A 25044-nucleotide genomic window follows, 5' to 3' on the forward strand; every position below is an offset into this window, starting at 1 on the left:
CCTTGCCGCCGGCCGAAGCGACTGCTTTCTTCTACCGATACGCAGCGGGCCGCGATCCCAACGGAACGCCCGGACCGCTTTGCCGCTCTTAGCTGTTTACCCGCCCCAGCGCAGAACATGACCGAAACCATGGCATCGCTTCACGACCCCGACCTCGACTCGCGCCCCGCCCCCCTCGGCTTCCTCCACAACGGCGGCGAGATCGGCGCCCGGTTGCTGCGCGGCGATTTCGACCCGGCCTTCCTCGGCCCGCCGCAGGACTGGTCAGCCGCCCTGAAGACGCTGATGGCCATGGTGCTGCCAGCCCAGGCGCAGATCGTGCTGTTCTGGGGCCCCGAATTCGTGGCGCTGTACAACGACGCCTATGCACCGAGCATCGGCGCCAAGCACCCGCGGGCCCTGGGGCGACCGGCCCGGGAAAACTGGAGCGAGCTGTGGGACGACCTCGGCCCCCTGCTGCGCGGCGTCCTGGAGACCGGCAAGACCTTCGCCGCCAAGGACCGCCCCTTCTACATCGAACGCCACGGCCTGGGCGAGACGGTGTATTTCGACGTGTCCTATTCGGCGGTGCGCGAGGCCGACGGCTCGGTAGGCGGCGTGCTGTGCATCGTCAGCGAGACCACCGAGCGCGTGCGCTTCGAGCGGCGCCAGGCCTTTCTCCTCGAACTCGGCCAGACGCTGCCCTCCATCAGCGATCCGGAGCAGATCGCGGCCACCACGGTGCGCCGGCTCGGCGAGGAACTGGGCGCGACCCGGGTGCTGTTCGGCGAGGACAACAGCGACGGCCAGACCTTCAGCGTGCGCCAGGAATACCTGAACGGCGCGCGCTCCGCTGCCGGCCACCACCGCTACCGCAATTTCGGCGCCTCGCTGCTGGCCGCCCTGCAGGCGGGCGGCAGCGTCGCGCGTGAGGACATCCGCCAGGAAACCGGCCTCGCCTCCGGCGAAACGGCGCTGGCCCTGGAGCTGGGCCTGGCCGCCACGCTGCATGTGCCGGTGATGCGCCACGGCCAGCTGGAAGCCGTGCTGGCGATCCACCACGACCGCCCCCACGCCTTCTCCGAGCCCGAGCGACGGCTGGTCGAGGAAGCCGCCAAGCTGGCCTGGGTGCTGATCAACCACCTGCGTGCCGAACGCGCCCTGCATGCCAGTTCCGCACAGCTGTCGGCGATGTTCGACCAGGCCAGCGCGGGCATCGCCGTGTACGACCGCAACTGGAATTTCACCCGCGTCAACGACCGCTACTGCCAGATCGTCGGCCGGCCACGCGAGGCCTTGCTCGGCTTGCGCCAGCAGGACATCACCCACCCCAACGGCCCCTCGTCGAGCCTGCACCAACGCGCCCTGGAGGCCGGCTCGCCGGTGGAGCTGACCGAGCGCTACCGACGCCCCGACGGCCGGCCCGCCTGGGTGCACAGCCAGATCACCCCGCTGGTGGACGAGCAGGGCCGCATCAGCGGCATGCTCTGCGTGTGCATGGACATCAGCTCGCGCGTGCACGCCGAAACCCAGTTGCGGGAACTGAACGAGGGCCTGGAGGCGCGTGTCGCCGCCATGGTCGCCCAGCGAGAAGCGGCACTGGCGCAGCTGCACGAAGCCCGCAAGATGGAAACCATCGGCCAGCTCACCGGCGGCATCGCCCACGACTTCAACAACCTGCTGACGCCGATCATGGCCTCCCTGGAACTGATCCGCCGCCGCCTGGACGACGACCGCAGCCGCAGCCTCATCGACGGCGCGCTGCAGGCCGCGGACCGCGCGCGCATCCTGGTCGGGCGGCTGCTGACCTTCGCCCGGCGGCAGACCCTCAAGCCCCAGGCGGTGGTCTTGCGCACGCTGGTCGAGGACATGCGCGACCTGCTGGAGCGCTCGCTGGGGCCGATGATCGACGTGGCGCTGGACATCCCCGAGCGGCTGCCGGCGGTGACGGTCGACCCGCACCAGCTCGAACTCGCCATCCTCAACCTCGCCGTCAACGCCCGCGACGCCATGGACGGCCGTGGCCGGCTGGTGATCAGCGCCACGCGGGACGACCTGGCCGAGGGCCAGGTGAGCGGCGTGCCCGCCGGGCAGTACGTGAGCCTGAGCGTGGAGGACAACGGCAGCGGCATGAGCGCGGAGGTGCTCGGGCGCTGCCTGGAACCCTTCTTCTCCACCAAGGGCGTGGGCAAGGGCACGGGCCTCGGCCTGTCCATGGTCCAGGGCCTGGCGGCACAGTCGGGTGGCGGCATCGGCATCGACTCGACGCCGGGCGACGGCACGCGGGTGACCCTCTGGCTGCCGCTCGGCCACGCCCGGGCGGACGGCGAGCAGGCCGCACCCGTGGACGAACCCCAGGCGCCCCGGCCGACCCATGTGCTGCTGGTGGACGATGAGGAAATGGTCCGTCATACCACCGCCCTGCAGTTGCGCGACCTGGGCTACCGGGTCACCGAGGCCGACTCGGCCAGCGCCGCGCTGCGCCTCCTGGACGACGGCCTGGAGCCGGACATCCTGGTCACCGACCACCTGATGCCGGGCCGCACCGGCGCACAGCTGGTGGACGACCTGCGCCAGCGTGCCCCTGCACTGCCGGTGCTGGTCATCACCGGCTACTCGAACCTCACCCCGGCGCAGACGCAGGGCATCGAGGTACTGGCCAAGCCCTTCCGCCGCGCTGAACTGGCCGAGCGCGTGGCGCAACTGGTCGGGAAACAGGGTTGAGCAGGCCGCCGGGCCAAGCCGGCGGCCGTTGAGGGGCGCGAGGACCCGCCGCAGCGGGCCCCCTCTGCGATGTCAGCTACGGCCTTGCTGGCTACCCTTGCGGCCGCTATCGGAAGCCTTCTGCCGATCACTCGCGGGAGTGCCCGCATTGCTCTGGCCACCCTTGCGGCCCGCTTCGGATGCCTTCTCGCGGTCATTGGCGAAGTTGCCGGGGTTCTTGTTGGAAGTCATGGAATGTCTCCTTCTGTGAACGGCCGGAATTGGCCTTCATGAGTTCTGATGGAGCCTGCCGCGAACAGTTCGCACTGATTTCCGCTTCGCTAAGCCATTGATGGATAAACGGTAATTCTGATGGGAAGGCGATATCAGGCCGGGACTGCTTCCCGACGGTGAGCATCGGAGGGTGCACGGGTTCAACAGCGGACCTTTTGCAGGCATCCTCGCGCGTGCGGTTCGAAGCGGCCTGCTTTATGGCAGGCCGCGCGGGGAGACCTTCAGGTCTGCCGGTTTCCAGTATCCCGGTTCGTCAACCCTGCGCGGTCTGCCCCCTTCGGTTTCAGATGTTGGAGAGGGTCACAGCGAGGAGGTGCCGGCCATCAGTGAAGCCGGCGCCTACCGCCTGCTGTATCGCTTCAACCACCCCGAGCACCGCAGCATCAGCCGTTGGCTCAGCGAGGAGGTGTTGCCGACCCTGTACGACCGCCACCGCGACCCGGATGCCACCCCGCTACGCGCCCGCATGACCTGGACCAACCAGCAGGTGAACGTGCTCAAGTGGCAGGGCGACTTGTGGATCGCCCGGCGTGACCTGCCGGTGTTCCTCGCCGCCCACGATGACCCCGCGTTGAGCGACGAGCCGAGCTGGATGCGGATGCGCTGATCGCCAGCACGGACGCCACCAAAAAAAATCCACCGCGGGCCAAGTGGAGTGCCCGGGGTGGATAAGGAGGTGAAGGTGACGCACCCGGCTCGGCTCGTGCCGACCGGGTGGAATTCCGGCTACTTGCTGTGCTCCGGCGACGAGGGTCCGCTGACCACGCCGCGAGGCCCGGCGATGCCCCAGTAGACCAGGCCGAGTATGGGGAAGATCGAGATGCCCAGCGCCCACAGGGCCTTGGTGCCCACGCTCTTGTCGCTACGGAAGACGCTGATGATGGCCCACAGGTCCAGCAGGATCAGGATCGCCGCCATGGCGATCCAGAAGTAGGAAAAGGGTTCTGACATGAGAGGGACCTCCGTCGTGGATCGGTGAGCGGTCGGAGGCAACGCCGTGCCATCCACCTACCCGGTTGGAAGGCCCATCCGCCTGCAGGTTCAGGAAATCGACCCGTCACGGGCGCCCGCGACATCCCCCGCACATCACCGCGCCATCGCCCAGCCATCAGAAAAACCGCTTGTCGATCAGTGGGTTGGCGAAGCGCGAAGCCAGTCGAACAATTTCCGCCGGCCCCGCTCAGAACTCAGGTAAGGCCAACCCCGGCCTGCCACCTGAGGAGTAGAACCATGAGCAACAAGAACCCTGGCAACTTCAGCAACGACCGTGAAAAAGCCTCCGAAGCCGGCCGCAAGGGCGGGCAGAACAGCGGCGGCAATTTCGCCAACGATCGCGAGCGCGCTTCCGAGGCGGGCCGCAAGGGCGGCCAGAAGAGCCACGGCGGCGGTCGTAGCTCGTAATCCCTAGTACGGGCCCAGGCTCCGCTCAGGCGGAGCCCGGGCCGCATTCACCCCGCCCTCGTCTGCTGCAGCAACTCATCCACCAACTCCACCAGCGCCTCGCGCTCGCCCCGCCCCTGGCCGCATCGCCGCGCCTGGAAGCCGAGCTGGAACTCCGCCCCACTGCCCGCCTCCGCCAGCCAGCGTGCCCGCTCCAGCGCCGCGCCATCACCGGCCGCCTGCGCCTCGGGGCCGATGAGCCCGAGCACCCGTTCCAGCCATTCGCGCAAGCCGGTCGCGGCACGGGTGAGTGGATCGAGGAAGCGGCCGTGACGGCCATGGCGCATGGCCTGCCAATGGTTCTCGCGGGTGATCAGCCGGGTGAGCGGGTCGCGCACCCAGGCCGGTTCCTCGCCGCTGCAGGCGAAGGCCACCATGGCGCGGAACAGGCCGGCGATGCACAGCACGTCATCGAGCCTCGGGCAGGCATCGGCGATGCGCAGTTCCAGGGTCGGGTAGCGTGCCGAGGGCCGCAGCGCCCACCAGACGTCGGCCTCGTCGCGAACCAGCCCGGCCTCCAGCAGCATCCGCCGGTAGGCGGCGTAGGCGGCCTCGTCCTCGAAGTGCTCGGGAATGCCCATGCGCGGCCATTCCCCGCAGGCCGCCTGGCGGTAGCTGAGCAGCCCGGAGGGACGCCCCTCCCAGAACGGCGAGGAGGCGCCGAGCACCAGCAGCAACGGCAGCCAGGGCGTCACGCGGTTCATCACACGGATGCGGTCCAGCCCCTGGGCGATGCCCACGTGCACGTGCAGCCCCGACAGCAGGCTGCGCCTGGCCACCAGTTGATAGTCCTCGAACAGCTCCTGGTAGCGGGGCGAGGCGCTGCCCTGTTGCTGGCGCCAGCCGCCCAGCGGATGGGTGCCGACCGCGAGGATGCCCAGCCCATGGGGGCGGCCCAGCTCGTCGAGGGTGGCGCGGGCCCGGGCCAGGCAGCCGCGCGCCTCCTCCAGGCCGTGCAGCACCGGCGTGGCGATCTCGATCTGGGTGGTGAACATTTCCGTGGCCAGTTGCGCGCCGAGCGCCTGCCGGCAGGCCTCGACATAGCGCTGCAGCGGGCCCCGGGCCAGCTCGCGCGTCTCCAGGTCGACGACGAAATACTCCTCTTCTATCCCGAAACCACTGGGCGGACCGCTGGTCATCGAGCTTTCTCCGTCAGCTATGCACTCCTTGAGGACGCCCGCAGCGCCCGCCCGGTTCCAGTCGTTTCGCCGGGCGAATTAAGTCGGAATCTTTTCCGCCGCACGCCCCTCACAACCAAGAGGTGCACAAGCGCCCGCTTCGCGAAGTCATGCCCGTACTGGAGATACTGCCGATGTCCGTCCTCAGCCCCGTCGACACCACGCTGGCCGATGTGCCCCTGCCGATGGCCCCGCTCGGCCCCACCCAGCTCCTGTATCAGGAACTGCTACAGCGGCCGGCGCAGAGCCTGGACGAGGCCCGTGCCTTCCTGCAGGAGCAACTGCGCCAGGCGGCTGCCCTGCCCTGCGACCTGCCGGCCTCGCCCGACGAGCTCTCGGCCTGGTCACGCCGCAACGCGGCCGAGGTCACCCACCAGTACGCCACCTACCTGGAGGAGCGCCGCCATGGCGCGGGCCGCCGCTACTTCGGCGACCGCTCCCACGCGCTGTATTTCCTTCGCGGCGTCGCCCCCACCAAGCTGGTGGACGGCGCCTGGCTCCACGGCACCCTGCGCCACTGGCGCGACACCCGTTTCACGCCCCTGGTGCGTACCTTCCTCGAAGAGCTGGGCGATGGCGTCGCCGCGCAGAACCACGTGCTGCTGTACCGCCGCCTGCTGGCCAGCCAGGGCTGCGACGACCTCGCCGGGCTGGACGACGAGCACTACCTGCAGGGCACCACCCAGCTGGCGCTCGGGGCGCTGGCGGAAGAGTTCCTGCCGGAGGTGATCGGCTACAACCTCGGCTACGAACAGCTGCCGCTGCACCTGTTGATCAGCGCCTTCGAACTCGACGAGCTGGACATCGATCCCTACTACTTCCAGCTCCACGTCACCATCGACAACAGCGCCACGGGCCATGCGCACAAGGCCGTGCAGGCGGTGCTGGACAACCGCCCGCAGGTGGCCGATGCGCAGGACTTCTACCGCCGCGTCACCCTCGGTTATCGCCTCAACGAGCTGGGCAAGGGCTCCCGCGCGGTGATCGCCGACTTCGACCTCGAGCGCGAGCTGCTGGAGATGTTCGAACGCAAGCGCGGGGTCGCCGGGCAGGTGCACTCCGACTATTGCCGCATCGAAGGGCGCACGGTGAACCAGTGGCTGGCCGCCGACGAAGGCATCGCCGGCTTCCTCGCCGCGCTGCAACGACGTGGCTGGATACGCCGCCACCAGGACCCGGCCGAAAGCCGCTTCTGGCAACTGGTGCAGGGCGAGCGTGCCGCGATGTTCGGCGTGTTCTCCGCCTACGAGCAGCAGTTGCTGCACGACTGGATCGCCGGCAGCTGGGAGCGCCCCGGCAGCGCGCCGCTGTCGCGCAACGGCGTGTTCCGCAGCCGCCACCGGCAGCCGCACATGCCCAGCCAGGAGCACCAACGGCCCTCGCTGCAACCCCTGGAGAACTCGGAGCAGCGCCATCTGCTGGACGAGCTGCAACAGCTCGACGACACCCGCCACGAAGCGCGGCTGATCGAGCTGCTGGGCCCGGCCAGCCACTGGACCCCGGCCGGGCTGCTGGCCACCCGCCTGTTCTCCACCCTGACCCGCTGAGGAGCACGCCGTGCATGCCCCCCTGGATCACCTCGACGTCGCGGCCGACCACCCGCTGCTGCGCCTGGGCCGCCTGCTGGCCGGTCGCGGCTACCGCTTCACCACCCTCACCCCGCTCTCCCACCAGCGGGTCAACGCGCGGCCGGGCAACGCCGAGGCACGCACCCTGGAGGACGTCTTCGGCTGGAGCCGCCCCTTCCGCCAGGCGCTGGTCGGCGAGGAGGTGTTCGCCCTGCTGCGCGAGGCCGACGCCGTGGACGCACACGGCGAGCTCTGGTCGAGCCGCATCCGCTGGTCCAGCCTCGACGGCCAGCTCTTCGTGCACTCGCGCTACCCCACCGTGGACGCCGACGCGGTGTTCTTCGGCCCCGACACCTACCGCTTCGCCCAGGCCCTGCACCAGCACCTGGCCCGCGACGCACGAGCGCTGCGGCGCATCGCCGACATCGGCTGCGGCGCCGGCCCGGGCGCCGTGCTCGCGGCCCTCGCCAGGCCGCAGGCCCAGGTGCTGGCCCTGGACATCAACGACCGCGCGCTGGCCTTCACCGCCGTCAATGCACGGCTCGCCGGCGCGGCCAACCTGACCCCGCGCCACAGCGACCTGCTGCAGCAGGTGGAAGGGCCGCTCGACCTGATCATCGCCAACCCGCCCTACATGCTCGACCCGGCCGGCCGCGCCTACCGCCATGGCGGCGGCGAACACGGCGCCGGCCTGTCCCTGGCGATCATCGAGGCCGCCTTGCAACGCCTCGCCCCCGGCGGCTCCCTGCTGCTCTACACCGGCGTGGCGATGTTCGGCGGCGCCGACCCCTTCCGTGAGGCCTTCCAGCCGCTGCTCGATGGCCACGCCTGGACCTGGCGCTACCGGGAAATGGACCCGGACGTGTTCGGCGAGGAACTGGACAACCCGGCCTACGCCCGCGCCGACCGCATCGCCGCCGTGGTGCTGGAGGCGACGCGCCCCGCCCACGACTGAACCCTGCCCGGAGAGCCCACCATGCACGACGATGACGACGACCCGATCAACGACCCCGGCAACGAAGACCCGGGTTCCGCCGTGGAGCGGCTGCCCGAGGACGAGCCCGAGGTGCAGCCGGACGACCCGGACATCCAGGGCGACGACGGCTCGGGCGACCCCGAGTGAAGACCAAGGCCACCTGAAGCCGGCGCCCCCAGGACGCCCCCTGCCCGACCATGGAGCCCAGACGATGCCGATGCCCTTGCCGACCCAACCCGCCCACGGATACGCGCAGCCGACGCCGGAGCGACGGCCCTGCGCCGTCACCCACCGCCCGCTGCCCGCCTCCGGGGAACACGCGGGCTCGCCCACCGCGCTCCCCGAACGGGCGGCGCCGGCCTTCGGCCCGGGTGCCCGGGGATGAACGAGCGCCAGCCCTTCACCGGCCCGCCGAGCCCCCGAGAGGATGGCCAGATGCGCATCATCACGTGCGAGCAGGAGCAGAAATTCCACATCGGCGGCGATGTGGTGATCACCGTCACCGAGATCCGCGGCTTCTCGGTGAAGCTGGCGATCTCCGCCCCGCGCGAGGTGCCGGTGCATCGCGAGGAGATCTACCGGCGCATCCAGGCCGGCCAGCGGCCTGGCGAGGAAGCCACCTGAGCGCACCGGCTTCCCGCCCGTCAGTCGGCCAGGCTGATCCACGCCGGCGCAGGGTCGCTGGCGTGCGCCTCGCAGGAGCGGCTTCAGCCGCGAAACGCCCGCTGCCGGCGGGAGGCGGCGAGGGCTGGGATGCCCCCTCGCGGCTGAAGGGGCCATGTCTGCGCCGCGTGCTACGGGGGCTTGAGTCCAGCTGATGGCGAGTGCTGTTGGTGCTGCTGGTTTCGCCCACCCCGGCCAGGCGTCCTCGCCATCTTGCGCGGTGCCCCCCATCCGGCTGCCCGACCGCCGGGCCGGTGCCGTCTATGCTTGGATTTCCCCAGCCAGCGGAGAGCGACATGACCAAGGACGAGATGAAGGCCCGCCTCAACGACGCGATCCAGGCCACCCTCGAATCCCAGCGCGGTGGCCCCTTTCCCGCTCGCCAGATTTCATACTCCGTGGCCATCGGCATGGCGGCGGCCATGCAGCTGTGCGAGTTGGTCGAGAGCGAGGAATACGCTCAGATCATCCAGCGCATCACCGCCAGCATCGAGCACGATTTCGCCAAGGCGGCGGAGCCCAGATCCTGATCGTCGGGACAGCCGAATTTTTTCTGCAACATTCTCCTGATCGTCCGCTCTATAGCGCAGTCCGCCCCCTTCCATGGGTTTCTGCACGTTGGATATCTGCATTCAGGAGGAGATATGGATTGGCTCATCAGCTATCGCGATGCTGAAGGTCAGGAGAGGTCCGTCACCGTTCGTTCGAACCACCTGCCCAACCACAAGACGGCCGCGCGCTGCGTGGTGGAACACGCCTATGGCGACGCACCGCCGAGGCCGCTCGGCAACCTGTCCGCCGTGGCCTGGCTCACCGCCTGCGGGCTGGAGATCCGCGACATCAGCCTGGTCCGGGACGACCGCCCGGGCCTGCAACCCCTGACCTTCTCGCGCCCCAAACCCTACTTCCGCCAGAAGCCCGGCACCGAGCGGCAGCCGCCGGAAGAACCCGCGTCATAGCGCCCCAGTGCCGGAGGGGCCGCCGCGCCTCCGGCACGTCCACCGACCGGCTCCAGCGAGGTGTGCCCTGGCCGCCCAACCCATCACCGCCCGCCAGCTCGGCCTGGACCAGGGGCTCGCCCGGGGCGAGGAAGGCGCGCTGTTCAAATGGCTGATCGCCGCTTTCCTGTTCGGCAAGCCCATCCAGCAATCCGTCGCCGAGCGCGCCTACCGGGTGATAGTCCAAGCCAGGGGGCGCGATACGCCGCGCACGCTCGGGGGCAGCAGCCATGCTGAGCTGGTGCGCATGCTCGGCCAGGCGCGCTACGTGCGTTACGACCGCTCCACGGCCGAGCGCCTGCGCAAGCTGTGCGACAGGCTCGAGGACGAATACGGCGGCCGGGTCGGCGCCCTGTTCGAGCGCAGTGCCGACCAGGCCGAGTTCGAGCAGCGGTTGCTGGCGTTCGAGGGAATCGGCCCGAAGACCGTGGAGATATTCATGCGCGAGGCCGGCCCTGCGCTGTTCGGCAGGACCGGCGACGCGGGCTGACTCAGGGCGAGATCGGGTCGCTCGCGGGGAAGGTCTCTTCCACGGCGTTGTCCACCTTGGCCTCCAGCTCGCGCTGGCTGCGCAGCGGGTGATCCTCGATGCGTGGCAACGCCGCACGCAGGGCCGCCACGCGCTGGCGCAGGTATTCGAGCTCGGTCTCGGGGTCGATCACCAGGCCCTTGACGCTGCAATGGCCGCTGACGCCGCGCAACAGCAAGGCGGCGCCGCCGAGCGCCTTGATCACGCCCGGGGCGCCGCCCCGGTAGACGCCCGAGGCGATGGAAATGACGCCGGCGGCGACCGAGAGGGCGCGTTCGACGCCGTGGACGTTATGGGTCTGAAGGTGCATGGGGTGGGTCTCCTGATGGTTGCGCGGCGTCAGCGCGAGGCGCGCCGCAGGTCTCTGGAAAGGTTGCCGTGGCCGTGGCCCTTATGAGGCGTCGCGCGCACGCCGAAGCGTTGCCAGACCCGCTCGTGGAAATAGAAGGCCACGGTGTTGCATGCCGGCTCGATGAGGGCGATGAGACCACCGGTCAGCACGCTGCCGGTCAAGAGGTAGGCCACGGTGAAGGCGATGGTGAAGTGCAGCACGGCGAAGCTCAGGGTCTTGGCCAGCGGCGGGTTGCCCTGAGGCGGCAGCGGCCGGCTGCGGGCCGGGTGCGCCGTGCGTGGGTTGCGTATCGCCATGCGGGTCTCCTGCTTGCGGGTGTCGTCATGCTTTGGAAGGGCGAAGACCCTGGAGAGGTTCAGGAAATCGGTCCGGTGGCAGGCCGCGTGGCGCTCATCCAGAAAGTGCAACTTTCCGCCGGGTCGCCGCTTCTACAGCCCTGTAACCCTCAACCCCTGGAGATCGCCATGAGACTCAACCGCCTCGCTCTTCCCGCCCTGCTCTGCGCCACCCTCAGCACCCCGCTCCTCGCCGCCGACACGGTCGATGCCGATGACTTCGTCGACGAAGCCAGCGCGGGCGGCATCGCCGAGATCGAAAGCGGCAAGCTGGCGCTGGAGAAATCCACCACGCCCGGCGTCAAGACCTTCGCCCAGCAGATGATCGACGACCACAGCGCGGCGAACCGCGAACTGGCGGTCATCGCCCGCGAGAAGAAACTGGAAGTGGCGACCGAGGCCGAGCTGATGAACAAGGCCAAGGCCCTGATCCTGAAGCTGCGCGACGGCGAGGACTTCGACGAGGCCTATGCCAACAACCAGGTGGTGGCCCACGAGAAGACCATCGAGCTGTTCAAGGAAGCCGCCGCCTCCGATGACAAGGAGATCGCCGCCTTCGCCAGCAAGACCCTGCCCAAGCTGGAGCACCACCTGCAGATGGCGCGCGACCTCGCCGCCACGCACAAGAAGCCCTGATGCAGCGGTAGGGGTGGATGCCGGTGGTGGCCTCCACCCCCTCTGCTCCAACCGGGGCTCCGCTGGTGGACAAAGAGAGCGTTGTCCCCCCTACGAAAAGCCACTCCGCAGTCATGCAGGCGATAGGCCGTCTCGAGCCTGCAGGTCGGGTCAAACCCGACACCACGGCACCCCGCCACGCGGGTTTCACCCGCCCTGCGAATCTCTCTCCAGGGCACATGCGTAGGGTGGATGACCCTTCACCCATCCACCATCGGAGCCCCATCCAGCACCGCTGACGGAGGCAAGCAGCCTGGCGCCGCAGACCAGTCTTTCGCGGCTGCAGCCGCTCCCACGGGAAAGCACCGATGGGCTCGGGATCACGGGCGCAGGATCACCTTGCGGCAGTCGTCCTCGGCCTTGTCGAACAGGCGGTAGCCCTCGGCTGCATCCGCCAGGTTGAGACGGTGGCTGATGATGATCTCGGGATTCAGGTCGCCCTTCTGGATGTGTTCGAGCAGGTCGGGAAGCAGCGGGTGGACGTGGGTCTGCCCCATCTTGAAGGTCAGCCCCTTGTCGAAGGCGTCGCCGAAGAGGAAGCCATGGATGAAGCCGGCATACACGCCCGGCACGCTGACGGTGCCGCCGCGCCGTACGGCGGCGATGCACTGGCGCAGGGCGACGCCGCTGCTGGCTTCGAGCTTGAGGGCGGTGAGTAGGGTTTCGGTGGTGCTGCCCTTGGCTTCGAAGCCCACGGCGTCGATGGCGGCGTCCACGCCGCGGTGCCCGGGCGTCTGTTCGATGATGGCCTCGGCCGGGTCGTCGATTTCGTCGAAGTTGATCGGGATGACCCCGTAGGTGCGCTGTGCGTAGGCCAGCCGATAGGCGTGCTGGTCGACCATGAAGATCTGCTCGGCGCCGAGCATGCGCGCGCAGGCGGCGGCCATCAGCCCCACCGGCCCGGCGCCGTAGATGGCCACGCGGCTGCCCCGCCCCACGCTCGCATTGATCACCGCCTGGTAGCCGGTGGGGAGGATGTCGGTGAGGAACAGCACCTGTTCGTCGTCCAGGGCATCGGGGATGCGGAAGGGGCCGGTGTTGGCCTTGGGCACCCGCACCAATTCCGCCTGGCCGCCCGGGAGGCCACCGTAGAGGTGGCTGTAGCCGAACAGCGCAGCCCCGGAAGGAATCTGCTTCTTGTTGAGGATGGCGCCGCGCCCGGGGTTGGTGGTCTCGCAGGCGGCGTGCAGGTTCATCTCGCAGAAGAAGCAGCTGCCGCAGGCGATGACGAAGGGCACGATCACCCGGTCGCCCCGGCTCACAGCGGTGACCGCCGGGCCCACCTCCTCCACCACGCCCATGAATTCGTGGCCGAACACGTCGCCGTGTTTCACCTGGGGGATCTTGCCGCGATAGAGGTGCAGATCCGATCCGCAGATGGCGGTGGCGGTGACCCGCAGGATGATGTCGTCCGGCTCCTGGATGATGGGGTCGGGGACGTTGTCGACGCGAACGTCATGGCTGCCGTGATAGGTGAGTGCGCGCATGGTGGACCTCCGAAGCGTGTGGGCATTCATAGGTCCGAAAGAGGAACGGGCTGGGTGTTCAGGGTTTCGGGATGAACGGCGCAGGAAGGGGTGAGGCGTGGCCACTGCGCTCGCACGGGCATTCAGCCGGGCCCGGAGCAGGTCCGGGCCCGGCCCCGGGTCAGGCGGCCTTGCCTTGCAGGTCCTGCTTCATGGACTTCTTCAGGGCCTCCATCTCCGCGCCCAGTTCGGCGAGCTTCTGCTTGCCCAGCAGCTTGGCGGCCTGGGGAAACATCTCCTTCTCCTCTTCCTCGATGTGGTGCTCCAGCAGCTCCTTGAGCACCTTGGCGCGGCCGGCGAATTCCACGGAGGACGGCGAGGTCTGCTTGAGGTCCGGCAGCACCAGGGAGTCCACGGTGCGGTGTTCCTCCTTGGCCTCGGCCGACATCACGGCTTCGTCCTTGCCCCCGGCGGCCTTGTAGGCGGGGTAGAAGATCTGCTCTTCGATGGTGGTGTGGACCAGCAACTCGATCTCGATCTTCTGCAGCAGCTCGGTGCGGGTCTTGACCCCGCGCTCGGTGGTGCTGCCGAGGCGTTCGAGAAGGGCTTTAACGGTGACGTGATCCTGCTTGAGCAGTTCGATTGCATTCATGGTCGTGTCCTCATCGGTTGCGGAGGCCGGTCCGTGCCGGCGCCTCTCCTAATGACTGACGCGCGTGCGGCGAAGCGGTTCAAGCTCTTTTCGGGGGCTGGGCGGGCTGCCTGGCGACCGAGGTCGCCCCTGCACAATGCGGTGCAGCCGACCGTGGAGCGGGTGCAACCCGACGGGCCCGGGCACGACGCGACTCAGGAATGGATCGACGAGCTCACCGCGTCCGCCGCCATGCCCAGGCAGTCGATCTCGTGGATCATCCCGGTGGCCAGCGCGGCTTCGGCATCGAGGATGCGCGGCGCGGCCCTGAGGTAGTCGAGGATGTCCAGCGGCTCGGCCGCCATGGGCGTGCGCTCGGCGACGATGCGCGCATAGAGGTGCAGGTCGTAGTCCAGGCTCATGGCGTATTCCGACATCCGCGCGTGGTCCACCGAGCCGTTGAGGTTCCAGTGGAAGGGGTGGAAGAGGAACTTGCTGTGCTGGCACGCACTGCGTCGCTCGCCGGCGAGGAAGATGATGTTGCCCATAGACTCCACCGTGCCCAGGTTGTGGGTGCGCACGGGGATGGGCAGCGAGATGAGGAAGTTGTACAGGGAAAATCCGTAGCTGCATTCACCGCCCATGGTGGCGATCTTGATCACCAGTTCGTCGGCGCCCTGCTGCACGGCCTGGGTGCAGCGCTCGATGAGCTGGCCGCTGGTGGTGGAGTTGATCGGCGCGGTGAAATGCACGATGTGGCTGGCCATGGCTGCCCTCCTTTCTTCGTGGTGGTCACGGGTCGGTCACGCGTGCCCGCTCAGCGTGGCGGGCTGTCCGGGGCGTCGGTGGTGGCCGGCCGGTCTTCGCTGGAAGGGTCGCGCGGTGCCTGCCAGTCCGGGTGCAGCTCGGCGGGTATGCCTTCGCGCTCGCGGGTGGGCGGCTCACGGTCGGGGCTGGGGCTGGATTCGACGCAGCGGTCGTCGGTGTTGCGGGGCAGGTCGTTCATGGTTGGCTCCACGGGGTTGCCGGGTGGTGTCTTCGGTGGAGCCGCCACGCCCGCTTGTTGTTCCGGCAATCGGCTGGCCGGCGCTGCCGCGCCGCACCGATCATCCTGCTACCTGAACTCAGCCGGATCGGCGGCAGTCACTCCAGCATCCCCCCTGGAGGACCTCATCCATGCACACGCACTACGAAGGCCCGGCCACATTCGTCTACGCCTCCGGCCAGGCCGGCTCAACGGGTACACCGACCCTGCGCAGCGCGACGGTGGTACTCGACGAAACCAGCCCTGGCACCTTCAGCGTCACCTGCGACCTGGACCTGGGCGATGCCGAGGAACTGCGTATCAGCCTGCCCAATGGCCGCAGCCTGGAGGGCGTGATCACCTTCAAGGATGGGCGGACGCTCACTATCGTGGCCAGGCCCTGAGGAACGAGACATGAACCCAATGCGTACGACAGCCCTGCAGGACGCCCTGTGGATCGCCCTGGAGGCCACGCTGGCCGCCGCAGAGGAAGCGGGAATGGAGCGCGAGCACTTGCTCGCCTCCGCCCGTGGCATCGCGGCCTCGGCGCTCAAGGAGGGCTCAGGGAAAGCCGAGGCACTGATCGCCCAGGCCGCCTTGCGCCGCCATATCGGCCCGCGCGCCTGAGCGACCGCTGCCTGGCCGCCCGCCACAATTGACGCGGTGCCAATAAATGACTTGAGCCAGGAGCGTGGATCGTGGTGTCTTGCGCCTGGAGCGGGCCGGCAGACGGCGCCCGACTCGGGGATGGATGTGCACGGACGGAGAACCGAAGCGTGGTAGCTGGATATCTTGGGCAACTCCTGGCGATCGCCAACGACCCCTCGCGCAGCTGGGCGAACCGGCTGGCGGCGATGCGCATGGCGCTGAGGAAGGCCACGCAGCAGCACGAGCAACGGCAACGCGAACTCTGGAGCCGGCGCCGCAAGATGCGCCAGCACCTGCCCTTCACCCGCACCCTCCTCAAGGAACTCGAAGCCGCGCAGCATGAGCAGCTGGCCACCTACCAGGCCCTGTTGCGCTCGACCGGCAGCCTGCTGGTCGCCAGTGAGGCGCAGGTGCTGGACGACCTGGGCAAGCAGCGCCTGCTGGACCTGCTCGGGGTCAACCCGGTGCACCGGCGGCGCATCCCCGGCCACGTCGAGCGCCTGCTCTGCGCCGTGGCCCTGCAGGGCCTTGAGGACAGCGCCCGCCAGTTCAGCGGCCGGCGGCTCTCAAGACCCGGAAGCGGCCCCCTGGCCCGCGCCTACTGCGAGGTGATGGCCTGCGCCGCGCTGCAGAAATTGCGCAAGCATTCCGCCAAGGCCCGCCGCACGGCGAACGCGCCGTCGCAGCGGCACGCCGAATGCGCGCCGGTGCTGACGGTGCACAACGCCGACGGCAGCCGCCAGGTTTACCCCCTGCGCTGAGCCCTGCTCACGCCGCGCACACTGCCCTGACACAGGCCCGCAGCCAGCGATGCGCCGGGTCGGCGTCCATCCTCGGGTGCCAGAGCATCGAGACCTGGATAGGCGCGACGTCCAGCGGCAACGGGAAGCTGAACAAGCCGGCCCGCAGGCTGCCGCTGTGGCGCTCCGGCACGGTGGCGATGAGATCGGATGCGCGGGCCAGCGCCAGGGCCGCCGAGAAGCCGCCCACCAGGGTGACGATGTCCCGCGCGAGGCCCGCGGCCTTCAGCGCCTCGTCCACCGGGCCGCGGTCCTTGCCGCGTCGGGACACCAGCACATGGCGCCCGCCGGCATAGCGCTCGGCGGTGATGGCGCCACGGGTCAGCGCATGGCCCTCGCGCACCACACCGACGAAGCGGTCCTGGAACAACGCGCGGGTGCGGATCTCGGGGCCGGCATCGGCGCCCACCACGCCGGTATCGAGGTCGACACTGCCGTCGCGCAGGGGCGCGCTGTCCTTGTCCGTCTTGGTCACGAAGCGCAGGCGCACGCCCGGTGCCTCGTCGCCGATGCGCCCGATCAGCGCCGGGCCGAAATTCTCCACGAAACCGTCGCCGACCCGCAGGGTGAAGGTGCGCACCAGGCGTTGCAGGTCGAGGTGCTCCACCGGGCGCAGCACGCTCTCGACGCCGAGCACCAGCTGGCTGACCTGCTCGCGCAACTCCAGCGCCCTGGGCGTGGGCACCAGGCCACGGCCGGCGCGGACCAGCAAGGGATCGCCGAGGGTTTCGCGCAGCCGCGCCAGGGCCCGGCTCATGGCCGAGGGGCTGAGGTGCAGGCGCTTGGCGGCGCGCGCGACGCTGCCTTCGGCGAGCAGCACGTCCAGGGTGATCAGCAGGTTGAAATCGGGATGGGTCATGGGCGGAAAAACTAGCACGCCGTCGCCGTGACAGGGCGTCCGCTGCATGAATAAAGTGCAAATGCTGCGTCTTCCGCCACTCCAGCGAGGCGACCAGACTGCTGGCGACCCTCCACCGGAAGAGCGCCATGCAACCCACCACCGCCACCTCCGCCCCCTCCCAACCGACCGCCGCCTCTGGATGGGGCCTGGCCAGCCTCGCCCTGGCCACCCTGCTCGCCTCCCTGGGCACCAGCATCGCCAACGTCGGCCTGCCGAGCCTGGCCGAGGCCTTCGGCGCGCCTTTCCAGGACGTGCAGTGGGTGGTGCTCGCCTACCTGCTGGCCATCACCACGCTGAGCGTCGGCGCGGGTCGCCTGGGCGACCTGCTGGGCCGTCGGCGCCTGCTGCTGGCGGGCCTGCTGCTGTTCACGGGCGCATCAGTGCTGTGCGGCCTGGCACCTTCGCTCGGCTGGCTGATCGCCGCCCGCGTCCTACAGGGGCTGGGGGCGGCGACGATGATGACCCTGGCGATGGCGCTGATCGGCGAGACCGTGCCGCGCCAGAGGAGCGGCAGCGCCATGGGCCTGCTCGGCACCCTCTCGGCGATCGGCACCGCGCTGGGCCCTTCGCTCGGTGGGCTGCTGCTCGCCGGGTTCGGTTGGCGGGCCCTGTTCCTGATCGGCCTGCCGCTGGGCCTGCTGGCCCTCGTCCTCGCCTGGCGCCATCTGCCCGCCGGGCGCGCCGGTGCCGCGGGCGCCACTGGCTTCGACCTTCCCGGCACCCTGCTACTGGCCCTGACCCTGGCCGCCTATGCCCTGGGGCTGACACTGGGCCACGGCCACTTCGGCACGCTCAATGCCGCCTTGCTGCTGGCGGCGTGCCTGGGCCTGGCGCTGTTCATCCGCGTCGAGAGGCGCACCGACGCGCCGCTGCTGCACCTGGCGATGTTCCGCGACCCCGTGCTGCGCCCCGGGCTGGCCATGGGGGCACTGGTGAGCGCGGTGCTGATGGCGACGCTGGTGGTCGGGCCCTTCTACCTCGCCGGCGCGCTGCACCTGGCGCCGGCCCAGGTGGGGCTGGCGATGGCCTGCGGGCCGCTGGTGTCGGCGTTGATGGGCGTACCCGCCGGGCACCTGGTGGACCGCCTGGGCGCCGCGCCCATGGTGCGCATCGGCCTGCTGGGCATGGCGCTGGCCACCCTGGCCCTGCCGCTGCTGCCGACGGGCCTGGGCGTGCCGGGCTATATCCTGCCGCTGGCCGGGCTGACCGCGTGCTACGCACTGTTCCAGGCGGCCAACAACACCCGGGTGATGGCCGAGGTACCGGCGCAGCGGCGCGGCCTGGTCTCCGGCCTGCTCAACCTGTCGCGCAACCTGGGGCTGGTCACCGGTGCCGCAGCCCTGGGCGCGGTGTTCGCCTTCGCCACGGCGACCGACGACATCGGCCGCGCCGCGCCCGAGGCCATCGCCGCCGGCATGCGCGGCACCTTCCTCGTCGCCCTGGGGTTGATCCTCTTCGCCCTGGCGATCGCCCTGGCCGGCCGCCGGCGCTGACCCCGGCGCGGTCAACGCGTGCTGCGCTGCACCAGGCCGATGAGGGTGGCGAAGAGTTCGTCCTCCGCCTGCGCCGGAGTGATCTCCTCGGCGGCAGCGGCATGGGACAGCGCCTCGGCCGCGCCGAGCATCGCGCGCAACCCGGCGGCGCCGATGGTGCCCTGGCCGATGTAGGGCGTCAGCACGGCGCGGCACTTGTCGAGGAAGATCACCTCGTACTCGCGCTTGATCCGCTCCAGCTCCGGCGAGCCGGCCAGGGCGGCGGCGACGCCGGGTATCTCGCGCCCCTGCTGCAGGACACAGGCGACATAGGACGAGGCGATGACCCGGGCGATGCCCTCGAGCGTCGGCTCGGCGCTGTCCAGCGCGGCGTCCATGACCGCGGTCTGGCGCGCGTCGAAATCCTGGTAGAGCACCGCCAGCAGCCCCTGCCGGGTGCCGAAGTGGTCGTAGACCACGGGCTTGGTGACGCCCGCCAGTTCGGCCAGGCGGCCGAGGGTCAGCGCATCGCTGCCCTCCTCCCGCACCAGGCGCCAGGCCACTTCCAAGAGCTGTTTCTGACGCTCCTCGCGAGACAGCCGGCGGCGCGGCTGTGCGGTGGAATCCCGTTCCTGCTCGTCGCTTGACATGATTAACCTACCAAAAGTAACTTACCAATCGTAACTTACTGAAAGTATATAAGCGCTTTCAGCCACCCCGCAATCGAGCCGCAGGAGGTTCCAAGATGCACGCCCTCATCGTCGTCGCCCACCACGACCCCGAATCGCTGACCCACGCCATCGCCGCCGAGGTCGCCCGGGGCGTGGCCGAATCCGCGCCGGGTAACGGCAGCGCGATCGCCGACCTGTTCCGCGAAGGTTTCGACCCCCGCTTCAACCCCGCCGACCACGCCGTGCACCGCCACCAGGCGACGCCGCCGGCGGATGTGCTCGCCGAGCAGGCACGCATCGACGGTGCCGACGCCCTGGTGCTGGTCTACCCGGTGTACTGGTGGTCGATGCCCGGTTTGCTCAAGGGCTGGGTCGACCGCGTGTTCAGCAACGGCTGGGCCTTCGACTTCGTCCTCGACCAGCGCTTCGAGAAGAAGCTGCAGCACCTGGACGTGCACCTGGTGGGAATCGCCGGCGCCGATGCCGGCACCTACGAGCGCCACGGCTACCGGGAGGCGATGAAGGCACAGATCGACCACGGCATCTTCGACTACTGCGGGGCCCGGGTGGCCAGCTCGGCGCTGCTGCTGGAGTCGGAAAGCCGCGACCCGACCGACTACCTGCAGGCGGCGCGCCGCCTCGGCCAGTCGCTGTTCGCCCAGGCGCCCACCGCGCGCCCCGTGGAGGCGTGAGGCCCTCCCCCAACGGCAGCCCCCACCTGTCGGGGCGACGTGTAGGAGCGACTTCAGTCGCCAAGCAGTCCGCAGGGCTGCCCCGGCTCCGGGGTTCCATGCCACTCCCCTGGTGGATGAAAAAACGCCATCCACCCTACACACCGGTTGGCACCGTGCCGGGGCCGGGCTGGGCCAACCGACCGGGCAACTGGTCCGGGCGCGGGAGTTTCCGTAGAATCCGCCGCCCTGCTCCTGTCCCGCCCTCCCCCGGTAGCCCATGAAACCAGCCCGTATCCGCGCCGACGTCCTGGCCGGCCTGACGACTTCGTTCGCCCTGGTGCCCGAGTGCATCGCCTTCGCCCTGGTGGCGCACCTCAACCCGCTGATGGGCCTGTATGGCGCGATCATCATCTGCACCCTGACGGCGCTGTTCGGCGGCCGCCCGGGCATGGTGTCCGGGGCCGCCGGCTCCATGGCCGTGGTGATCGTCGCGCTGGTGGTGCAGCACGGCGTGCAGTACCTGCTGGCCACGGTGCTGCTGGGCGGAGTGATCATGATGGCCTTCGGGTTGCTGCGCCTGGGCAAGCTGGTGCGCATGGTGCCGCACCCGGTGATGCTGGGCTTCGTCAACGGCCTGGCGATCGTCATCGCGCTGGCCCAGCTGGAGCATTTCAAGACGGGCGAGGCCTGGCTGTCGGGCAGGCCGCTGGCGACCATGCTCGGCCTGGTGGCGCTGACCATGGCCATCGTCTACCTGCTGCCGCGCCTGACCCGCGCCCTACCGCCGGCCCTGGCGGCGATCCTCGGCATCGGCCTGCTGGCCCACTTCACGGGCCTGTCGACGCGTACCCTCGGCGACATGGCGCACATCGCCGGCGGCCTGCCGACGTTCTCGCTGCCCGAGGTGCCGTGGAACCTGGAAACGCTGCGCATCATCGCGCCCTATGCGCTGCTGATGGCGATGGTCGGCCTGCTGGAAACCCTATTGACCCTCAACCTCACCGACGAGATCACCGAGAGCCGGGGCTACCCGGACCGCGAATGCGTGGCCCTGGGCGCGGCCAACATGGCCTCGGGCCTGTTCGGCGGCATGGGCGGCTGCGCGATGATCGGCCAGACGGCGATCAACCTCGGCTCCGGCGGCCGTGGCCGGCTTTCCGGGGTGGTGGCCGGCGGCATGATCCTGCTCTTCGTGCTGTTCCTCTCGCCGCTGATCGAGCGCATCCCGCTGGCCGCGCTGGTGGGCGTGATGTTCGTGGTATCGCAGCAGACCTTCGCCTGGGCCTCGCTGCGGGTGCTGCACAAGGTGCCGGTCAACGACATGCTGGTGATCATCGCGGTGACCGTGATCACCGTGCTCACCGACCTGGCCATGGCGGTGATGCTGGGCATCGTCGTCGCCGCCATCAACTTCGCCTGGCAGCATGCCCGCGAGCTGTACGCCGACAGTCACCTGGAGGCCGACGGCAGCAAGCGCTACCAGGTCCACGGCACGCTGTTCTTCGCCTCCACCACGCCCTTCCTCAATCGGTTCGACCCGGCGGGCGACCCGGCCCAGGTGACCCTGGACTGCCGCCACCTGAGCTTCGTCGACTACTCGGCCATCGCCGCGCTGATGACCCTGCGCGAGCGCTACGCCAAGGCCGGCAAGCACCTGCGCGTGGTGCACCTGTCCGAGCGTTGCAAGCAGTTGCTCAAGCGGGCGGGTGTGCAGCACTGAGGGCTGGTTTCTTCCCGGGACAAAGGTGCAGGCATCGAGACCGCTCGGTGGATGGGAAGAGCGCCATCCACCCAACAGGTGCCGCAGATGGGACCGCGCTGCATGGGTTGGCCTTGCGCAGGGTGGATGACGCCTTTTTCATCCACCAGCGGAGCCACTGCACCCATGAAAATGCCCGGCCACCGCTTGTGCGATGGCCGGGCATTTTTCTGTGCCTGGGTCTTGCGGCTCAGGCGCCTGCGTCGATCAACCCGCCTCGGACAGCGAGGCCATGTCGATCACGAAGCGGTAGCGCACATCGGATTTCTCCATGCGCTCGAAGGCTTCGTTGATCTGGTCCATGCGGATCATTTCGCAGTCCGGGAGGATGTTCTTGCGGGCGCAGAAGTCGAGCATCTCCTGGGTCTCGGCGATGCCGCCGATGGGCGAGCCGGCGAGGCGGCGGCGACCGAGGACGAAGGGGATGGTCAGCTGTTCGTCGATGGGGCCGATCTGCCCGACTATCACCAGGGTGCCGTCGATATCCAGCAGTGCCATGTAGGGCGAGACGTCGTGGCGCGAGGGCACGGTGTCGATGATCAGGTCGAAGCTGGACTGCGCGGCGCTCATGGCCTTCTTGTCAGTGGACACCAGCAGGCGGTCGGCGCCCAGGGCCTTGGCGTCGTCGGCCTTGTCGGCGCTGCGGCTGAGCACGGTGACTTCGGCACCCAGGCCGACGGCGAGCTTGACCGCCATGTGGCCGAGGCCGCCGAGGCCGATCACGCCCACGCGGCTGCCGGGGCCGACGTTCCAGGTGCGCAGCGGCGAGTAGCTGGTGATGCCGGCGCACAGCAGCGGCGCCGCCTTGGCCAGGTCGAGGCCTTCCGGCACGCGCAGGACGAACTCCTCGCGCACCACCAGGTGCTTGGAGTAACCGCCGAAAGTGACTTCCCGGGTGATGCGGTCACGGCTGTTGTAGGTCTGGGTGTTGCGCTCGCGGCACAGCTGCTCCTCGCCCTTGCGGCACTGGTCGCACTGCATGCAGGAATCCACCATGCAGCCCACTGCCACGTTGTCGCCGACCTTGTAGCGCGTCACCGCCGGGCCGACCTCGATCACCCGGCCGATGATCTCGTGGCCGGGCACGATGGGGTACAGGCTGAAGCCCCAGTCGTTGCGCGCCTGGTGCAGGTCGGAGTGGCAGACGCCGCAGTAGAGGATTTCCATCGCCACGTCGTTGGGGCGCAGTTCGCGGCGCTCGAACTTGAAGGGTGCGAGCGGTGCAGCGGCGGTCTGCGCGGCATAACCGATTGTGAACATGAGCAGTACTCCAGGGGTTGGGGATCAGCCGACGCGTCGGCCTTCGATGGGATAGGCGGGATCGGAATAGCCGGGGGTCGAGGCGTGCCCGGTGGCCACCAGGCTGTCCACCAGGCGCTCGTCGTCCGGGCCGAGCTGCAGGTCGAGGGCGCCCAGGTAGGCGTCCCACTGCGCTTCGGTGCGCGGGCCGGCGATGGTCGAGGCGAGCAGGCGGTTGTGCAGCACCCAGGCCAGGGCGAAGGCGACCGGGGTGGTGCCCCGGCTGGCGGCGTGTTCGGCCAGGGTGCGGGCGATGTGCAGCGACTCGGGGCGCCATTCGGTCTGCTGGATGCGCTTGTCGCCGCGGCCGGCACGGGTGTCGGCGGGCGGCGGTGCATCCACCGGGTACTTGCCGGTGAGCACGCCACGGGCCAGCGGGCTGTAGGAGACCACGCCCAGGCCGTAATGCCCGGCGGCGGGCAGCTGCTCCACCTCGGCGGTGCGGTCGACGATGTTGTACAGCGGCTGGCTGGCCATGGGCCGGTCGACGCCGAGGGCATCGGCCAGGCGCGCCACCTCGGCGATGCGCCAGCCACGGAAGTTGGAAACGCCGTAGTAGCGCACCTTGCCCTGGGCGATCAGCTCACCGATGGCGCGCACGGCTTCGTCCAGCGGCTCGCCGGCGAAGGCACGGTGGATATAGAGCAGGTCGATGCAGTCGGTGCCCAGGCGCCTGAGGCTGGCCTCCACCGACTGGAAGATCCACTTGCGCGACAGGCCCTGCTGGTTGGGGCGCTCGCCGAACGGGAAGCCGAACTTGGTGGCCAGCACCCAGTCGTCGCGTCGCGCGGCGATGGCGCGCCCGACGATCTCCTCGGAGCGGCCGGTGTTGTAGACGTCCGCCGTGTCGATGAAGTTGACGCCCTGCTCGAAGGCCTTGTCGATGATGCGCCGGGAGGTGGCTTCGTCGGTCTCGCCGCCGAACATCATGGTGCCCAGGCACAGGGGCGAGACTTTGAGGGCGCTGCGCCCCAGGTTGCGGTAATCCATGGGTGTCTCCATCCGGTCAGGCTGGAAAGGGTAGATCAGCGGAGGTTGCGATCAATGCGATGGGACCCGGAATCAGGCCAGGAGCGAAGATTAAGCGTCGCCGGGGCCTGTCCGGTAGCCGACTTCTCCGCCGTGCTTGCCCATTCCTGCCAATCGTCGAACGCCTCGAAAGGTGCATTCCAGAGCGCTCCCCGCCTTGCCCGATACTGCAAGGGGCCTCCTGGCCATTCGCCGTATCGATGATGGGGCATCAGCCCGGCGAGGCCTCTGCCAGGCTCTTGTACGAGGTTTGTGGAGCGCCGGACCGGCTCTCCGGGGAGTCGACCCACCCTGCCCGCCAGGTGGCGAAAAACCTGCCCGTCCGGTTAGCTTGTGCGGCGCCATGACGCATAGGGCTGAAGTGAATGAGCAATCAACTGCCCAGACTTATATATGTCAGCTGCATTGCACGCGTTTCGCTCGAACCGATAATGAACCCATTGCCCGATACTCCAACAGTGCAACTTGGCGAGTGCAGTAATCCTCTTCTCGCGCCTATAAATCGCGGCCAAAAAAAAGCCGCTTCAAGAGAAGCGGCCAATAAACCAAAGGATGATGAACTGGAGCAAGGCGCCACTCCGACAACCAACTGGAGCCACGCCCTGAGGTATTCATCGCCGCCAGAATACGCGCCACGCCCAATCGCAAACTATTAATTTCATTGATATTAATCATCAGCCTCATCAGTTACGGATTACTTGCGCGCGCGTGTTAACTGTTACCCGCCACTTATTCCGCGAACCTTATAAGCAACAATTAGTTCGCACTGTCACGGTTGGGAATCTACAGTTTCCCGGTCGATCGGCAATTGAATAAGCGGTCTCTTCCTGCCGACTCCAAGCCATCAAAAAAACCGGGTATTCGGAAAAGGCTGTTGATTCGGTGTTGTAGGTCAGCATCTACATTTCAATTTTAATTTCGTAGATTGCTGTTGACAGCCTGCATTCTTGGCGTTAGAGTTCATGTCAGGTGCTGAACAC

At 68.8% G+C, this 25044-nt stretch carries 30 protein-coding genes and 1 pseudogene; 17 read left to right on the top strand and 14 right to left on the bottom strand.

The window, feature by feature from the left end; all coding sequences use genetic code 11:
- The first annotated feature begins 129 nt into the window (after positions 1-129).
- Positions 130-2703 carry a PAS domain-containing protein gene (locus DMX10_RS19135; protein WP_218281329.1) on the top strand — a complete coding sequence of 858 codons (2574 nt, stop codon included), beginning with the start codon at positions 130-132 and terminating at the stop codon, positions 2701-2703.
- A gap of 72 nt (positions 2704-2775) precedes the next feature.
- Here DMX10_RS19135 and DMX10_RS19140 read toward each other — a convergent pair whose 3' ends face one another.
- A complete protein-coding gene (locus DMX10_RS19140) occupies positions 2776-2934 on the bottom strand; it encodes a general stress protein (protein WP_111262533.1) in 159 nt (52 codons plus the stop codon).
- Between the two features lie 355 nt (positions 2935-3289).
- On the opposite strand from DMX10_RS19140, the gene DMX10_RS19145 reads away from it, so the two are divergent.
- Positions 3290-3583, top strand: a complete 294-nt coding sequence (locus DMX10_RS19145) for a hypothetical protein (protein ID WP_111262534.1) — start codon at positions 3290-3292, stop codon at positions 3581-3583.
- A 119-nt stretch (positions 3584-3702) separates the two neighbouring features.
- Here DMX10_RS19145 and DMX10_RS19150 read toward each other — a convergent pair whose 3' ends face one another.
- The gene (locus DMX10_RS19150; protein ID WP_111262535.1) at positions 3703-3927 is read right to left on the bottom strand and encodes a PLD nuclease N-terminal domain-containing protein; all 225 of its coding nucleotides are present in this window, start codon (positions 3925-3927) and stop codon (positions 3703-3705) included.
- A 294-nt stretch (positions 3928-4221) separates the two neighbouring features.
- On the opposite strand from DMX10_RS19150, the pseudogene DMX10_RS19155 reads away from it, so the two are divergent.
- A pseudogene (locus tag DMX10_RS19155) lies at positions 4222-4377 on the top strand (general stress protein); the annotation flags it as partial.
- Between the two features lie 47 nt (positions 4378-4424).
- On the opposite strand, the gene DMX10_RS19160 reads toward DMX10_RS19155, so the two are convergent.
- Positions 4425-5555 carry a carboxylate-amine ligase gene (locus tag DMX10_RS19160; RefSeq protein WP_111262537.1) on the bottom strand — a complete coding sequence of 377 codons (1131 nt, stop codon included), beginning with the start codon at positions 5553-5555 and terminating at the stop codon, positions 4425-4427.
- Positions 5556-5728: 173 nt separating this feature from the next.
- Here DMX10_RS19160 and DMX10_RS19165 point away from each other — a divergent pair, with 173 nt between their 5' ends.
- From DMX10_RS19165 to DMX10_RS19190, 7 genes are all read left to right on the top strand, one after another.
- A complete protein-coding gene (locus DMX10_RS19165) occupies positions 5729-7141 on the top strand; it encodes an iron-containing redox enzyme family protein (RefSeq protein WP_111262538.1) in 1413 nt (470 codons plus the stop codon).
- 10 nt (positions 7142-7151) lie between these two features.
- Positions 7152-8117, top strand: coding sequence for a class I SAM-dependent methyltransferase (locus tag DMX10_RS19170; protein WP_236205028.1), 966 nt, complete (start codon positions 7152-7154; stop codon positions 8115-8117).
- Between the two features lie 21 nt (positions 8118-8138).
- Positions 8139-8285 carry a hypothetical protein gene (locus tag DMX10_RS32980; protein ID WP_178082983.1) on the top strand — a complete coding sequence of 49 codons (147 nt, stop codon included), beginning with the start codon at positions 8139-8141 and terminating at the stop codon, positions 8283-8285.
- A 288-nt stretch (positions 8286-8573) separates the two neighbouring features.
- Complete coding sequence (locus DMX10_RS19175; protein ID WP_111262564.1) at positions 8574-8762, top strand: carbon storage regulator; 189 nt, start codon at positions 8574-8576, stop codon at positions 8760-8762.
- A gap of 335 nt (positions 8763-9097) precedes the next feature.
- Positions 9098-9331: a hypothetical protein gene (locus DMX10_RS19180; protein WP_111262539.1), complete on the top strand. Its 234-nt coding sequence runs from the start codon at positions 9098-9100 to the stop codon at positions 9329-9331.
- 114 nt (positions 9332-9445) lie between these two features.
- Positions 9446-9760: a hypothetical protein gene (locus DMX10_RS19185; protein ID WP_111262540.1), complete on the top strand. Its 315-nt coding sequence runs from the start codon at positions 9446-9448 to the stop codon at positions 9758-9760.
- An 82-nt stretch (positions 9761-9842) separates the two neighbouring features.
- The gene (locus DMX10_RS19190) at positions 9843-10289 is read left to right on the top strand and encodes a DNA methylase (protein WP_111262565.1); all 447 of its coding nucleotides are present in this window, start codon (positions 9843-9845) and stop codon (positions 10287-10289) included.
- Position 10290: 1 nt separating this feature from the next.
- Here DMX10_RS19190 and DMX10_RS19195 read toward each other — a convergent pair whose 3' ends face one another.
- Positions 10291-10638 carry a DUF2892 domain-containing protein gene (locus tag DMX10_RS19195; protein ID WP_111262541.1) on the bottom strand — a complete coding sequence of 116 codons (348 nt, stop codon included), beginning with the start codon at positions 10636-10638 and terminating at the stop codon, positions 10291-10293.
- A 29-nt stretch (positions 10639-10667) separates the two neighbouring features.
- Entirely contained in the window at positions 10668-10976 is a 309-nt protein-coding gene (locus tag DMX10_RS19200; RefSeq protein WP_111262542.1) for a DUF2061 domain-containing protein, read from the bottom strand.
- Positions 10977-11144: 168 nt separating this feature from the next.
- Here DMX10_RS19200 and DMX10_RS19205 point away from each other — a divergent pair, with 168 nt between their 5' ends.
- The gene (locus DMX10_RS19205) at positions 11145-11651 is read left to right on the top strand and encodes a DUF4142 domain-containing protein (RefSeq protein ID WP_111262543.1); all 507 of its coding nucleotides are present in this window, start codon (positions 11145-11147) and stop codon (positions 11649-11651) included.
- Between the two features lie 359 nt (positions 11652-12010).
- Here DMX10_RS19205 and DMX10_RS19210 read toward each other — a convergent pair whose 3' ends face one another.
- The 4 genes from DMX10_RS19210 to DMX10_RS19225 all read right to left on the bottom strand — a co-directional run bounded on the left by DMX10_RS19210 (position 12011) and on the right by DMX10_RS19225 (position 14793).
- Positions 12011-13177, bottom strand: coding sequence for a zinc-dependent alcohol dehydrogenase (locus DMX10_RS19210; RefSeq protein ID WP_111262544.1), 1167 nt, complete (start codon positions 13175-13177; stop codon positions 12011-12013).
- A 160-nt stretch (positions 13178-13337) separates the two neighbouring features.
- Positions 13338-13808, bottom strand: coding sequence for a hemerythrin domain-containing protein (locus tag DMX10_RS19215; RefSeq protein WP_111262545.1), 471 nt, complete (start codon positions 13806-13808; stop codon positions 13338-13340).
- Positions 13809-14002: 194 nt separating this feature from the next.
- A complete protein-coding gene (locus tag DMX10_RS19220) occupies positions 14003-14554 on the bottom strand; it encodes an ATP-dependent Clp protease proteolytic subunit (protein ID WP_111262546.1) in 552 nt (183 codons plus the stop codon).
- Positions 14555-14604: 50 nt separating this feature from the next.
- Positions 14605-14793: a hypothetical protein gene (locus DMX10_RS19225; protein WP_111262547.1), complete on the bottom strand. Its 189-nt coding sequence runs from the start codon at positions 14791-14793 to the stop codon at positions 14605-14607.
- A gap of 170 nt (positions 14794-14963) precedes the next feature.
- Here DMX10_RS19225 and DMX10_RS19230 point away from each other — a divergent pair, with 170 nt between their 5' ends.
- The 3 genes from DMX10_RS19230 (at position 14964) to DMX10_RS19240 (ending at position 16220) form a co-directional block, all read left to right on the top strand.
- Positions 14964-15215 (top strand): hypothetical protein, encoded by a 252-nt coding sequence (locus DMX10_RS19230; protein WP_111262548.1) that lies wholly within the window; start codon positions 14964-14966, stop codon positions 15213-15215.
- A 10-nt stretch (positions 15216-15225) separates the two neighbouring features.
- Complete coding sequence (locus DMX10_RS19235) at positions 15226-15438, top strand: hypothetical protein (RefSeq protein WP_111262549.1); 213 nt, start codon at positions 15226-15228, stop codon at positions 15436-15438.
- Between the two features lie 149 nt (positions 15439-15587).
- Positions 15588-16220: a hypothetical protein gene (locus DMX10_RS19240; protein ID WP_146603032.1), complete on the top strand. Its 633-nt coding sequence runs from the start codon at positions 15588-15590 to the stop codon at positions 16218-16220.
- Between the two features lie 7 nt (positions 16221-16227).
- Here DMX10_RS19240 and DMX10_RS19245 read toward each other — a convergent pair whose 3' ends face one another.
- On the bottom strand, positions 16228-17118 hold the full coding sequence (locus tag DMX10_RS19245; protein ID WP_111262551.1) for a LysR family transcriptional regulator: 891 nt from the start codon (positions 17116-17118) through the stop codon (positions 16228-16230).
- Between the two features lie 128 nt (positions 17119-17246).
- Between DMX10_RS19245 and DMX10_RS19250 the strand changes: the two genes are divergently transcribed.
- Positions 17247-18653, top strand: coding sequence for an MFS transporter (locus tag DMX10_RS19250; protein ID WP_111262552.1), 1407 nt, complete (start codon positions 17247-17249; stop codon positions 18651-18653).
- 11 nt (positions 18654-18664) lie between these two features.
- Here DMX10_RS19250 and DMX10_RS19255 read toward each other — a convergent pair whose 3' ends face one another.
- Entirely contained in the window at positions 18665-19282 is a 618-nt protein-coding gene (locus DMX10_RS19255) for a TetR/AcrR family transcriptional regulator (RefSeq protein ID WP_111262553.1), read from the bottom strand.
- Between the two features lie 95 nt (positions 19283-19377).
- Here DMX10_RS19255 and DMX10_RS19260 point away from each other — a divergent pair, with 95 nt between their 5' ends.
- Positions 19378-19995, top strand: coding sequence for an NAD(P)H-dependent oxidoreductase (locus DMX10_RS19260; RefSeq protein WP_111262554.1), 618 nt, complete (start codon positions 19378-19380; stop codon positions 19993-19995).
- Positions 19996-20254: 259 nt separating this feature from the next.
- Positions 20255-21697, top strand: coding sequence for a SulP family inorganic anion transporter (locus tag DMX10_RS19265; protein WP_111262555.1), 1443 nt, complete (start codon positions 20255-20257; stop codon positions 21695-21697).
- Positions 21698-21943: 246 nt separating this feature from the next.
- Here the strand turns inward: DMX10_RS19265 and DMX10_RS19270 are convergent, their stop codons facing one another.
- The 3 genes from DMX10_RS19270 to DMX10_RS32540 form a co-directional block, all read right to left on the bottom strand.
- Positions 21944-22996 (bottom strand): NAD(P)-dependent alcohol dehydrogenase, encoded by a 1053-nt coding sequence (locus DMX10_RS19270; protein WP_111262556.1) that lies wholly within the window; start codon positions 22994-22996, stop codon positions 21944-21946.
- Between the two features lie 24 nt (positions 22997-23020).
- Positions 23021-24025: an aldo/keto reductase gene (locus tag DMX10_RS19275; protein WP_111262557.1), complete on the bottom strand. Its 1005-nt coding sequence runs from the start codon at positions 24023-24025 to the stop codon at positions 23021-23023.
- Between the two features lie 534 nt (positions 24026-24559).
- Positions 24560-24739, bottom strand: a complete 180-nt coding sequence (locus tag DMX10_RS32540; protein ID WP_146603033.1) for a hypothetical protein — start codon at positions 24737-24739, stop codon at positions 24560-24562.
- Positions 24740-25044: the final 305 nt, after the last annotated feature.

It is taken from the genome of Pseudomonas sp. 57B-090624 (assembly GCF_003234055.1).
GTDB lineage: Bacteria > Pseudomonadota > Gammaproteobacteria > Pseudomonadales > Pseudomonadaceae > Metapseudomonas > Metapseudomonas tohonis.

Coding starts and splice junctions, on each gene's coding strand:
- DMX10_RS19135 (WP_218281329.1), top strand. CDS start 130: ATGGCATCGCTTCACGACCCCGACCTCGACTCGCGCCCCGCCCCCCTC.
- DMX10_RS19140 (WP_111262533.1), bottom strand. CDS start 2,934: ATGACTTCCAACAAGAACCCCGGCAACTTCGCCAATGACCGCGAGAAG.
- DMX10_RS19150 (WP_111262535.1), bottom strand. CDS start 3,927: ATGTCAGAACCCTTTTCCTACTTCTGGATCGCCATGGCGGCGATCCTG.
- DMX10_RS19160 (WP_111262537.1), bottom strand. CDS start 5,555: ATGACCAGCGGTCCGCCCAGTGGTTTCGGGATAGAAGAGGAGTATTTC.
- DMX10_RS19165 (WP_111262538.1), top strand. CDS start 5,729: ATGTCCGTCCTCAGCCCCGTCGACACCACGCTGGCCGATGTGCCCCTG.
- DMX10_RS32980 (WP_178082983.1), top strand. CDS start 8,139: ATGCACGACGATGACGACGACCCGATCAACGACCCCGGCAACGAAGAC.
- DMX10_RS19175 (WP_111262564.1), top strand. CDS start 8,574: ATGCGCATCATCACGTGCGAGCAGGAGCAGAAATTCCACATCGGCGGC.
- DMX10_RS19180 (WP_111262539.1), top strand. CDS start 9,098: ATGACCAAGGACGAGATGAAGGCCCGCCTCAACGACGCGATCCAGGCC.
- DMX10_RS19185 (WP_111262540.1), top strand. CDS start 9,446: ATGGATTGGCTCATCAGCTATCGCGATGCTGAAGGTCAGGAGAGGTCC.
- DMX10_RS19195 (WP_111262541.1), bottom strand. CDS start 10,638: ATGCACCTTCAGACCCATAACGTCCACGGCGTCGAACGCGCCCTCTCG.
- DMX10_RS19200 (WP_111262542.1), bottom strand. CDS start 10,976: ATGGCGATACGCAACCCACGCACGGCGCACCCGGCCCGCAGCCGGCCG.
- DMX10_RS19205 (WP_111262543.1), top strand. CDS start 11,145: ATGAGACTCAACCGCCTCGCTCTTCCCGCCCTGCTCTGCGCCACCCTC.
- DMX10_RS19210 (WP_111262544.1), bottom strand. CDS start 13,177: ATGCGCGCACTCACCTATCACGGCAGCCATGACGTTCGCGTCGACAAC.
- DMX10_RS19215 (WP_111262545.1), bottom strand. CDS start 13,808: ATGAATGCAATCGAACTGCTCAAGCAGGATCACGTCACCGTTAAAGCC.
- DMX10_RS19220 (WP_111262546.1), bottom strand. CDS start 14,554: ATGGCCAGCCACATCGTGCATTTCACCGCGCCGATCAACTCCACCACC.
- DMX10_RS19225 (WP_111262547.1), bottom strand. CDS start 14,793: ATGAACGACCTGCCCCGCAACACCGACGACCGCTGCGTCGAATCCAGC.
- DMX10_RS19230 (WP_111262548.1), top strand. CDS start 14,964: ATGCACACGCACTACGAAGGCCCGGCCACATTCGTCTACGCCTCCGGC.
- DMX10_RS19235 (WP_111262549.1), top strand. CDS start 15,226: ATGAACCCAATGCGTACGACAGCCCTGCAGGACGCCCTGTGGATCGCC.
- DMX10_RS19245 (WP_111262551.1), bottom strand. CDS start 17,118: ATGACCCATCCCGATTTCAACCTGCTGATCACCCTGGACGTGCTGCTC.
- DMX10_RS19250 (WP_111262552.1), top strand. CDS start 17,247: ATGCAACCCACCACCGCCACCTCCGCCCCCTCCCAACCGACCGCCGCC.
- DMX10_RS19255 (WP_111262553.1), bottom strand. CDS start 19,282: ATGTCAAGCGACGAGCAGGAACGGGATTCCACCGCACAGCCGCGCCGC.
- DMX10_RS19260 (WP_111262554.1), top strand. CDS start 19,378: ATGCACGCCCTCATCGTCGTCGCCCACCACGACCCCGAATCGCTGACC.
- DMX10_RS19265 (WP_111262555.1), top strand. CDS start 20,255: ATGAAACCAGCCCGTATCCGCGCCGACGTCCTGGCCGGCCTGACGACT.
- DMX10_RS19270 (WP_111262556.1), bottom strand. CDS start 22,996: ATGTTCACAATCGGTTATGCCGCGCAGACCGCCGCTGCACCGCTCGCA.
- DMX10_RS19275 (WP_111262557.1), bottom strand. CDS start 24,025: ATGGATTACCGCAACCTGGGGCGCAGCGCCCTCAAAGTCTCGCCCCTG.
- DMX10_RS32540 (WP_146603033.1), bottom strand. CDS start 24,739: ATGATTAATATCAATGAAATTAATAGTTTGCGATTGGGCGTGGCGCGT.